This is a genomic window from Streptomyces sp. PA03-1a, from assembly GCF_033792805.1.
Lineage (GTDB): Bacteria > Actinomycetota > Actinomycetes > Streptomycetales > Streptomycetaceae > Actinacidiphila.
In genome coordinates this window covers 32,898-43,682 of record NZ_JARAVO010000050.1, presented here as the reverse complement: position 1 = coordinate 43,682, position 10,785 = coordinate 32,898, and the positions used below count along the sequence as shown (strand labels likewise).

General features: G+C 72.6%; 8 protein-coding genes. 4 read left to right on the top strand and 4 right to left on the bottom strand.

Annotated features, from left to right (window positions below):
• Positions 1–132 precede the first annotated feature (132 nt).
• The 3 genes from PV341_RS13970 to PV341_RS13960 are packed head-to-tail and all read right to left on the bottom strand — an operon-like array spanning position 133 to position 5,359.
• Positions 133–3,252: an alpha-mannosidase gene (locus PV341_RS13970; protein WP_500357920.1), complete on the bottom strand. Its 3,120-nt coding sequence runs from the start codon at positions 3,250–3,252 to the stop codon at positions 133–135.
• Between the two features lie 14 nt (positions 3,253–3,266).
• Positions 3,267–4,610, bottom strand: coding sequence for a 6-phospho-beta-glucosidase (locus PV341_RS13965; protein ID WP_500325063.1), 1,344 nt, complete (start codon positions 4,608–4,610; stop codon positions 3,267–3,269).
• Positions 4,607–5,359 (bottom strand): DeoR/GlpR family DNA-binding transcription regulator, encoded by a 753-nt coding sequence (locus PV341_RS13960; RefSeq protein ID WP_500325064.1) that lies wholly within the window; start codon positions 5,357–5,359, stop codon positions 4,607–4,609. The genes PV341_RS13965 and PV341_RS13960 overlap by 4 nt, the downstream gene beginning before the upstream one ends.
• Before the next feature lie 195 nt (positions 5,360–5,554).
• Here PV341_RS13960 and PV341_RS13955 point away from each other — a divergent pair, with 195 nt between their 5' ends.
• The 4 genes from PV341_RS13955 (at position 5,555) to PV341_RS13940 (ending at position 9,757) form a co-directional block, all read left to right on the top strand.
• Complete coding sequence (locus PV341_RS13955) at positions 5,555–6,607, top strand: carbohydrate kinase family protein (protein WP_500325066.1); 1,053 nt, start codon at positions 5,555–5,557, stop codon at positions 6,605–6,607.
• Between the two features lie 9 nt (positions 6,608–6,616).
• Positions 6,617–7,891 (top strand): extracellular solute-binding protein, encoded by a 1,275-nt coding sequence (locus PV341_RS13950; protein ID WP_500325068.1) that lies wholly within the window; start codon positions 6,617–6,619, stop codon positions 7,889–7,891.
• 145 nt (positions 7,892–8,036) lie between these two features.
• A complete protein-coding gene (locus PV341_RS13945) occupies positions 8,037–8,921 on the top strand; it encodes a carbohydrate ABC transporter permease (RefSeq protein WP_500325250.1) in 885 nt (294 codons plus the stop codon).
• Positions 8,918–9,757, top strand: coding sequence for a carbohydrate ABC transporter permease (locus tag PV341_RS13940; protein WP_500357919.1), 840 nt, complete (start codon positions 8,918–8,920; stop codon positions 9,755–9,757). The genes PV341_RS13945 and PV341_RS13940 overlap by 4 nt, the downstream gene beginning before the upstream one ends.
• Before the next feature lie 58 nt (positions 9,758–9,815).
• Here PV341_RS13940 and PV341_RS13935 read toward each other — a convergent pair whose 3' ends face one another.
• Positions 9,816–10,568: a DUF4097 family beta strand repeat-containing protein gene (locus tag PV341_RS13935; protein ID WP_500325071.1), complete on the bottom strand. Its 753-nt coding sequence runs from the start codon at positions 10,566–10,568 to the stop codon at positions 9,816–9,818.
• Positions 10,569–10,785: the final 217 nt, after the last annotated feature.

The window sequence follows — 10,785 nt, the reverse complement described above, 5'->3', positions numbered from 1 at the left end:
GGGGTCCGCTGCGACGGCACGGGGTGACGGCCGGGCGGTACGTCTCCGGGGCGGCGTGGTGCGCGCGCCCCGGACGACCCGGAACGGTCGGGCCGGTGGCCGGTGGCCGGACCGTTCCGGGTGGTGGGGCGGCTACGCGCGCGGCGTGAGTCGCAGGGTGAGGATCTGGAACGGCCGCAGGGACACCCGGATCCCTCCGTCGGGCCCGAGTTGCGCGCTCTCCCCCTCCAGCGGGCGTTCCAGCAGGTCGGTCACCTGCACCCGCTCCACCGGGAACGAGGCGCTCAGGGTGGTCGCGGCGCGCCCGCCGAGCGACTCGTACAGCCGGACGACCACGTCGCCGGACCGGTCGTCGGCGAGCTTGACCGCCTCGATCGCGGCCCGCGTGCCGTCGAGGGTCACCAGGGGCGCGACCGGCCCGCCGCCCGGGGCACCGGCGGTGACGCGCAGCGGCAGGTTGAGCTCGTAGCCGCCCGCCACGGCGTCCTCCACGGCCGCGCCGGGCAGCAGCGCGTACGTCATGCGGTGCGTGCCCTGGTCGGCGTGCGGGTCGGGCACGCGGGGCGCCCGGACCAGGCTGAGCCGCAGCGTCGTGGTGGTGCCGCCGTCCTCGCGGGAGGTGCGGCCGACATCGTGGCCGTAGGTCGAGTCGTTGAGCACGGCCACGCCGTACCCGGGCTCGGCGACGTGCACCCAGCGGTGGCAGAAGACCTCGAAACGGGCCGCGTCCCAACTGGTGTTGGTGTGCGTGGGCCGGAAGACGTGCCCGAACTGGATCTCGGCGGCGCTCCGGTCGGCGTGCACGTCCAGCGGGAAGGCCGCCTTGAGGATCTTCTCGCTCTCGTGCCAGTCGATCTCCGTCTCGAAGTCGATCCGCGGGCTGCCCGCGCGCAGCCGTACGGTCTGCGCGAGGCGGGAGCCCCCGAAGGACCGCTCGACGCGGATGGCGCCCACAAGCGGGCCCTCCTCCACGACGGTGATCGCGTCGGCGGCCGTCAGGTCGGTGTACTGGCGACGGTAGTGCCGGTCGATGTCCCAGGCGTCCCACTGGTTGGGCAGGTCGGTGTGGAGCCGCAGCAGGTTGCCGCGCGCGCCGGGGGCCAGCACCTCGCGGCCCGCGGTCAGGTCGAACACCGAGGTGAGCAGCCCGTCGTCGTCGAGTTCGACGCGGACCAGCCCGTTGTCCAGGACACGGCCGGTGACGGTCACCTTGCCGCCCGGCTCACCCGCCACGACCGGCCCCGCCCCGGAGGCCGGCAGCTCGGCGAAGACCGCTACCCGGCCGTCGGCGAGCGGCTGGCCTCCGGTTCCGTCCGGCGCCGCCGGCACCGCGACGACCTCCGCCCGGGCCCGCGGTGAGGTGTTGAACACCCACGGCGCCGACGGCCCGGTGCCGGGGTCGCCGGCCACCACCGCGGCGGCGGTGGCGGTGATCGCCTCCAGCTCCTCCTTCAGCCGGGCGTAGGTCGCCTCGGCCTCGCGGTGCACCCAGGCGATGGAGGAGCCGGGCAGGATGTCGTGGAACTGGTGGAGCAGGACCGTCTTCCACAGCCGGTCGAGGTCCTCGTACGGGTACGCGTACGAAGGGTCGCGCAGCGCGGCCGTGGCGGCCCACAGCTCGGCCTCGCGCAGCAGGTGCTCGCCGCGCCGGTTGCCGGACTTGGTGCGGGCCTGGCTGGTGTATGTGGCACGGTGCAGCTCCAGGTAGAGCTCGCCGGACCACACCGGGGCGTCCTCGTACTCCGCCCGGGCCTCGCGGAAGAAGGTGTCCGGGTCCTGGACGACGACCTTGGCCGAGCCCTCCAGGTCGCGCAGGCGCCGGGCCTTCTCCAGCATCTCGCGGGTCGGGCCGCCCCCGCCGTCGCCGTGCCCGAAGGGGACCAGGGAACGCGTGCCGCCGCCCTTGTCCGCGTAGTTGCGCACGGCGTGGGCCATCTCCTCGCCGGAGAACACCGCGTTGTAGGTGTCGACGGGCGGGAAGTGCGTGAAGATCCGGGTGCCGTCGATGCCCTCCCACCAGAAGGTGTGGTGCGGCATCTTGTTCGTCTGGTTCCACGAGATCTTCTGCGTGAGGAACCACTCCATCCCGGCCAGCCGGGCGATCTGCGGGTAGGCGCCGGTGTAGCCGAAGGAGTCGGGCAGCCACACCCCCCGGCACTCGACGCCGAACTCCTCGGCGAAGAAGCGCTTGCCGTGGATCAGCTGGCGGGCCATCGCCTCGCCGCCCGGCAGGTTGCCGTCGGCCTCCACCCACATGCCGCCGACCGGCACCCAGTTGCCGGCCTTCGCCGCCTCCTGCATGCGCCGGTACACCTCGGGGTTGCGCTCCTTGACCCAGGCGTACTGCTGGGCCTGGGAGCAGGCGAAGACCAGCTCCGGGTAGTCGGCGGCGAGCGCGGTGACGTTGGAGAAGGTGCGGGCGGTCTTGCGCTTGGTCTCACGCAGCGGCCACAGCCACGCGCTGTCGATGTGGGCGTGGCCGACCGCGGACAGCGTATGGGCGCTGGCGTGGGCGGGCCGGGACAGCGCCCCGGCGAGTTCCGCGCGGGCCGCGGCGGCGGTGCCGGCGACGTCCGCGATGTCGAGGGCGTCGAGCATCCGCTCCAGGGCGCGCAGCAGTTCGTGGCGGCGCGGCTCGGCCGTGGACAGCTCACGCATCAGCTCGCCCGCGACCTCGATGTCCAGGACCAGGTGCCACACGTCCTCGTCGAGCACGGCGAGGTCCGCGCGGGCCATCGTGTACAGCGGTTCCGCGGGCGCGGTGAGCCGGTCGCCGAGCGGGGTCGGCAGGAACCCCTTGGCCAGGATGTCGGGGTTGGCGGCGGCCTCCAGCAGCAGCTCCACCGGTTCACCGCCGGCCGCGGGGTTCGCGACGGGCACGTACTGGTTGCGCGGCTCGATGCCCTTGACCGGGGTGCCGGACGCGTCGTGGACCAGGGCCTCGGCCTGGCCGCCGGGCCAGTCGCCGATGAAGCCGAGGTCGAAGACGGCCTCGACGCGCCGGCCGGCCCATTCCGCGGGGACGGTGCCCCGGGCGCGTATCCAGCTGGTCGACCAGGGGGTGCCCCAGCGGTCGCCGGTCGCGAAGGGGACGTACTCGGCGGCCAGCGCCTCGCCCACCGGAACCGGTTCGCCGTCCACGTGCCACGCGGTGAGCGTCAGCGGCACCGACGCGGCGTACACCGCGGGGCGGATGCGCTGTTCGAGGACGCGGTCGAGGCGCGCCTCGACCTGCTTGCGGTCGTCGTGCATGGGTGCTGGTCCCCTCAGTCCCGGAGGTAGGCGAGGTCGGGTACGTGCTTGCGGTAGCCGTCGAGCAGACGCCGGCCGACGGCGACGGAGTCGACGAGCGGGTGGAGCGCGAAGGCGCGCAGGGCGGCGGTGCGCTCGCCGGTGGTGGCGGCCCGGATGACGTCGCGCTCGACGGCCTTGACGGAGGTGACCAGGCCGACGGCGTGGCCCGGCAGCGGATCGCCGACGATCGGGCGGGCGCCGTTGGCGTCCACGTGGCAGGGCACCTCGACGACGGCCTCGGCGTCGAGCGGCTCCAGGGCGCGGCGGTTGCGGACGTTGAGGATGAGCGTGGTGCGCTCGTCGAGGGCGATGGCCCGCATCAGGGCGAGGGCGACCTTCTCGTAGCCGCCGGACTCCAGGTCGCACGAGTCGCGTTCGCCGGCTCCCGCGGCCTCCCGGACGTCGGCGCCGTAGGTGGTCTCGCGCTCCAGGCGGGTGGCGTCCCAGGCCGCGAAGGGCTCGGTGCCCGGGGCGCGCATCGTCTCGTAGAAGCGCTGCTGCTGCTCCAGGAGGAAGGCGCCGCGGGTGTGCTCGGCGTCGCGCGCGGCGGCGACGGTCTCGCGGTTGGAGTAGTAGTAGTTCAGGTACTCGTTGGGCACCGAGCCGAGGGTGCGCAGCCAGTCGGCGCCGAAGAGCTTGCCCTCCTCGAAGGAGGTGAGCGCCGCCTCGTCGGCCAGCAGCCGCGGGAGCAGGTCGACGCCGTCCACGCGCACCGCCCGCAGCCAGCCGAGGTGGTTCAGGCCCGCGTAGTCGAACCAGGCGCGGCCGGCGTCGACGCCCAGGGCGCGCGCCACCCTCCTGCCGAGGCCGACGGGCGAGTCGCAGATGCCGATGACGCGGTCGCCGAGGTGGTGGGACATGGCCTCGGTGACCATGCCGGCGGGGTTGGTGAAGTTGATGACCCAGGCGTCGGGCGCGAGCCGCGCGATGCGGCGGGCGATGTCGACGGCGACGGGGATGGTGCGCAGCCCGTACGCGATGCCGCCGGGTCCGACCGTCTCCTGGCCGAGGACGCCCTCGTCGAGGGCGACGCGCTCGTCGACGACGCGTCCGGCGAGACCGCCGACGCGGATCGCGGAGAAGACGAAGTCGGCGCCGGTGACGGCCTCGTCGAGGTCGGTGGTGACGGTGACCCCGGGCGCGTCGGGGTGTCCCTGCGCCTGCTGCCGCAGCACCCGGACGATGGCGTCCAGGCGTCCGGGGTCCAGGTCGTGCAGGGTCACGTGGGTGACGCGGCCCGCCGCACGGTCCTCCAGCAGGGCGCGGTAGACCAGCGGGACGCGGAAGCCGCCACCACCGAGAATCGTGAGCCTCATACCTCGACCACCTCCACCCCCGCCTCGCGCAGCGAGGTCCGGGTCGTCGCGTCCGCCGGGGCGTTGGTCACCACGACGTCGATGTCCTCGGGCCCGCACACGCGGGCCATGCCGGTGCCGGGGAACTTCCCGGCGTCCGCCGCGAGCACCACCTGGTCGCTCGCCGCGATCATGGCCCTTTTGACGGGCACCTCCACGGCGGTCGTGTCCAGTATCTGCCCGCCCGGGCGGATGCCGCTGGTGCCCAGGACCAGCCGGTCGGCCCGGACCTGGCGCAGGTTGTCCTCGGTGAGGAAGCCGACCAGGGAGCGGTACTCGCGGCGCACGACCCCGCCGAGCAGCACCAGCTGGACGTCCTTCTCGTCCTGCAGCTCCTCGTAGACCGCGAGGTTGCTGGTGATCACCGTGAGCGAGCGGCCGCGCAGGTGCCGGGCGACCCGCAGTGCGGTGGTCCCGATGTCCAGCAGCACGGTCTCGCCGTCCTTGATGATCTCGGCGCACCGGACGGCGATGGCGTCCTTGGCCTCGACGCGGACGGCGGCGACGTCCGGGAACGGGTCGTCCTCGCCGGTCAGCGGGACCGCGCCGCCGTAGACACGCTTCAGCAGGCCCTCGTCCTCGAGCTGGATGAGGTCGCGGCGGATCGTGGCCTGGCTGGCGCCGATCCGCTCGGCCAGCACGGTCACCGAGGTGGGGCCGTCCGCCCGCAGCGCACGGAGGATCAGCTCATGTCGTCGGTCGGGGAGCATGGCACGAACCCTACCCGGGCTCTCTGCAAAGTCAATCAAAGTCGAGCAGGTTTGTGATTGACCCTTGTCAAACCACTGCACAGCATGCAAGCTCTTGCCTACTTCAGGCCGGGGCGTCCCCCTGTCCGGGCCTGGACCGGGGGGACACGAAGCACCGGGCGCCCCGCGCCGGTGCCCCTGGAGAGGTAGGTCGCAATGCCGCGGTCGACGCACGCCCGCAGCACCCGGGAGGAGGCAGCCGATGTCTTCCTGTCAGGGCTGCTCTTCTTCGACCTGGGTTTCACCGGGCTCCCCTCGGCTCCCACCCCGGGCGCCGAGGTGTGGACCAAGGGCATGGGCACGTCGCCCGGCGGGATCGCCAACTTCGCGGTCGCGCTGAGCAGGCTGGGGCTGCGCACGTCGCTGTCCGCGGCCTTCGGTGAGGACCTGCTCGGCACGCACCTGTGGCACGAGCTGTCCGTGACCGAGGGCGTCGACCTCTCCCGCTCGCGCCGCTTCGCCGGGTGGCCGACCCCGGTGACCGTCTCGCTCGCGTACGACGGCGACCGGGCGCTGGTCACCCACGGCCAGGAGCCGCCGCTCGGCCCGGACGCGATGATCGGCGAACCGCCGGCGAGCCGGGCCGCGATCGCCCACATCGGCGCCGAGCCGCTGGAGTGGGTGGGGCGCGCGCACGCGGCGGGCACCCTGGTCTTCGCCGACGTCGGCTGGGACCCCTCGGAGCGCTGGAGCCCGGCGGTGCTGGAACAGCTCGCCCTGTGCCACGCCTTCATGCCCAACGCCGAGGAGGCGATGGCCTACACCCGCACCGGCACCCCGCGGGCGGCGTTGTCCCGGCTGGCCGACCTCGTGCCGCTCGCCGTGGTCACCGACGGCGCCGGGGGCGCGCTGGCGGTGGACTCCACGACGGGCGAGAGCGTGTCGGTGGCCGGTCTGCCGGTGGACGCCGTCGACACCACCGGCGCCGGCGACGTCTTCGGGGCCGGGCTGGTCGCCGCCACCCTGGCGGGCCGCCCGCTCGCCGACCGGCTCCGCTTCGCCAACCTCGTCGCCGCGCTGTCCGTGCGGCGGATCGGTGGCGCCGCCGCCGCACCGGACGTGGCCGCCGTCGCCCGCTGGTGGCGGTCCGTGCGCGACTCCCCCGGCAACGACGACCTGCGCTCCGCGTACGCCTTCCTCGACCACACCGTGCCGGCCGCCGCGACGACCGCCGCCGGCCCGCACCACGCCGATCAGCCCGAGCAGTAGGAGAACCCCGTGGACCTTTCCCGCAGACGATTCCTGCAGGCGACCGTGCTCACCGCCGCGGCCGCCGGCCTCACCGCCGCGTGCGGTGGCGGCGGAACGGGCGGCACCAGGAACGGCAAGAACCTCACGCTCTGGTACTGGGGCGGCGGGCTGAGTGACAAGGTTGTCAAGGACGCCGAGGCGCACTTCACCGAAGTGACCCTGAAGTCCGCGCAGATAGGCGGCGACTTCAAGCAGAAGCTGCTCACGACGCTGACCGGCGGCCAGTCCGTGCCCGACATCACCGGCATCAAGGGCGAGGACATGGCCTCCTTCCTGCCCAACGCCAACCGCTTCCTGGACCTCAACGACCTGGGCTTCAAGGACGTGGCCCCGCAGTACCTGGAGTGGAAGAGCAAGCTGGCGCGCAGCGAGGACGGCCGGCAGATCGGCTTCCCGATCGACATCGGCCCCACCGCGATGTTCTACCGCGCGGACTTCTTCGAGCAGGCCGGGCTGCCCTCCGAGCCGGAGCAGGTCGCGGCGCAGATCAAGACCTGGGACGACTGGCTGGCCGCGGGCCGGGAACTGCGCAAGGCGGTGCCGTCGGCGTCGCTGATCAACAGCGCGAGCGCGGTCTTCGACATCGCCGTCGGCCAGGGCACGCAGCGCTTCATCGACACCGGCAACCACTTCGTCGGCGACCAGGACCACATCCGTGCCGCCTGGGACCTGGCCGTGCGGCCGTACGGGCTCGGGCTCGACGCCAAGATCAACGACAACAGCTGGAACGCGGCCATCGCCAAGGGCACGCTCGCGACCGAACTCGGCGCCGCCTGGCACGCCCTGGACATCTCCTCCGCCGCGCCCGACTCCAAGGGCAAGTGGCGCGTGGCCCCGATGCCGGGCGGCCCGTCCAACCTCGGCGGCTCGTTCCTGGCGCTGCCCCGCCAGTGCCGCAACCCCGAGCAGGCCTTCAAGGTCGTGAGCTGGCTGCTGAGCCCCGCCAACGACGCCCGCGGCTTCGCCGACGCCGCGATCTTCCCGGCCGCCCCCGCGGCGTACGCGATGCCGCAGATGACCGCCGGCGATCCGTACTTCGGCGGCCAGAAGACCATCGACGTCTTCGGGCCGGCCGCCAAGGCGATCCCGGAGGCGTACGAGGCCCCGGCGGACGCGGCCCTGATGGCGACGTACAAGACCGAGCTGACCAACGTCGAGACCAAGGGCAAGAAGGCGGACGACGCCTGGAAGGACGCCGTGGCCCAGGCCAAGCAGATCGCGCAGCGGCAGGGCGTGCGCTGACATGGCGGCGCCTCCGACCACCGGCCCCGGCTCCGTCGCGGTGGACGCCACCGGCGGCGGCCCGGGGCGGCCGCGCCTGCGTCCGCGCCGCTCCGCGCCCGCGCACCACCTGCCGCAGCCGGCGGCGCGGGCCGCCCGGCGCGGTGTGCTGTCCTTCTGGCCGCAGTACCTGGCGATCTCGCCGTTCTACCTGGTCTTCGGCGTCTTCATGCTCTGGCCGGTGTTCTACTCGCTCTACCTGGCCTTCCACCGCTGGGACGGCATCGGCGAGATGCAGTTCGTCGGGTTGCAGCAGTTCCGCTTCCTGATGGACGACCCGGTCTTCTGGCTGTCGATCCGCAACACCCTGGCCATCTGGGTGCTGTCGACGGTGCCGACGCTCCTGGGGGCGCTGGTGCTGGCCACGCTGCTCAACTCCGTGCGGCGCTTCAAGTCCTTCTACCGGATCGCGCTCTTCCTGCCGAACGTCACCTCGATCGTCGCCATCGCGATCTTCTTCGGGGCGGTCTTCAGCAACAACTTCGGCCTGGTCAACGCGATCCTGCACATGGCCGGCCTGCCCGAGGTCCAGTGGATGAGCAATCCGTGGACCATCAAGCTGGTCATCGCGCTGCTGATGACCTGGCAGTGGACCGGGTACAACATGATCATCTACCTGGCGGGGATGCAGGCCATCCCCGGCGAGGTCTACGAGGCGGCGCGGATCGACGGGGCCGGGCCGGTGCGGACCTTCCTGCGCATCACGATCCCGATCCTGCGCCCGGTCATCCTGTTCACGGTCGTCATCTCGACCGTCAACGGCCTGCAGAGCTTCACCGAGCCGCAGGTCCTGTTCGGGAGCAACGCGGCCAACGCCAATCTCGGCGGCCCCGGCCAGGCGGGTCTGACCACCTTGCTCTACTTCTACCAATCGGCGTTCTCCAACAACGACTTCGGCTACGGGGCCGCCATCGTCTGGGCGTTCTTCGTGCTCATCCTCGTGCTCGTCGTCGTCAACTGGCGCCTCGTCCAGCGCGGGAGGAAGTCATGACGCGCACCGCACGGTCGCTGCGCCCCAAGGGGCTCACCGCGCACCTCGTGCTGATCGTCGCGGTCCTCGTCTCGGTCTTCCCGTTCTACTGGACGATCGTCATGGCGACCAACACCACCCGCGACATCTACCGCACGCCGCCCAAGGTCTCCTTCGGCCCGCACCTGCTGGACAACGTCCGCACGGTGCTCGACAGCATCGACTTCTTCGGCTCGATGCTCAACACGCTGGTGGTCGCCTGCGTCTCGACCGTGCTCGTGCTCCTCGTCGACTCGATCGCGGCCTTCGCCTTCGCCAAGTTCGACTTCCCCGGGCGCAGGTGGCTCTTCGGCGTGCTGCTCGTCTTCATGATGCTGCCGCTGCAGCTGGCGATCATCCCGCAGTACCTGATCATGATGCACCTGGGCTGGCTCGGCACGCTCAAGGCGCTCATCCCGCCCGCGCTGGCCAACGCCTTCGGCATCTTCTGGCTGCGCCAGTACGTCAGCGGGGGCGTCCCCGACGAACTTCTCGACGCCGCCCGCATGGACGGCTGCGGCTTCCTGCGCCAGTACTGGCACGTGGTGCTCCCGATGATCCGCCCGGCGCTGGCGTTCCTCGGCATCTACGCCTTCGTCAACGCCTGGAACGACTACGTCTGGCCGCTGATCGCCCTGGTCAACCCCGAGCACATCACGCTCCAGGTCGCCCTGGCCCAGCTCAACGTCGGCCGCTCCACGGACTACAGCGTCGTGATGGCCGCCGTGCTCATCGCCTCCGCGCCCCTGGTGCTGGTCTTCGCGCTCTTCGCGCGGGGCTTCATCGCGGGCGCGACCGAGGGGGCCGTCCGCGGCTGACCCGTCACCGGTCCCGGGGCGCGCCGACCGGCGCCCCGGGGCGGCCCCGGGCGGGCGGTCAGCCCGTCTGCACCGTGACCATGCCGTTCTCGGTGGTGGCGGTGATCCTGCGGGACGACGACGGATCGGTCGGCACGCTCACCTGCCTCATGCCGACGCCGGTCCGGGCCCGCACGTCGTAGGCGGTTCCGGGCGGCACGGTGACGGTGACCATGCCGTTCCCGGCGGTGGCGGTGACCTCCTGCGGTGCGACGGCGAAGGTCGCCTCGACCGTGCCGTTCCCGCTCGTCAGGGACGCCCGGCGGGCGCCGAGCGCGCTGCCGGTGACGCCGCCGTTGCCTGTGCCGAGGTCGACCGAGCCGGTGACGCCGTCCGCCTCGACCTCCCCGTTGTCCACCCTGACGGTGACGGGCGTCGCGGGGGGCACCCTGACGACGTAGTCGACCTTGCACGGCCGGCTGTTCCCGCACCCGGAGCCGACCAGCCGCAAGGTGCCGCCCTCGACTTGATGACGGGTGGCCGGCTTCACGGCGCCGTACTCCAGGGTCTCGGTCACCGACATCGGCCCGCTCCCCACGGTGATCCGCACGGAGCCGTTCTCATTGCGCACGTCGAGCGCCTTCGCGCCGGAGATCTCGTAGGAGTGCGGGGAGGACCCGCCGGTCGCGCCGCCGGGTGACCCTCCCCCCGAGGGCACGGCGGGGCCGGTGACGTCGGCACCGGGTGCCCCGTCGCCGCCCGCGTCGCAGGACACCAGGAACCCCTCCGCCGCAAGGGCCAGGACGACCGCCACCGCGCGCCAACTCTTCACCACTGCCTTCTCCTTGCACGTCGCCAACCATCGCCCCACGGGAGCATATCCCTGCAAAGGCGGCATTCCCGATCCTCCGATGAGGTGAATGGCCCGCCGGGACGCGGGTACACGCGCCTCGACCGCGGTGCGGCGAACGGGTGGCAGCGGCCGTGCGGGCGGCGCGCGGGGCGGGCCGGGTGCGCCGCGGCCGGTAGACCTGGCGGACGGGGCGGAC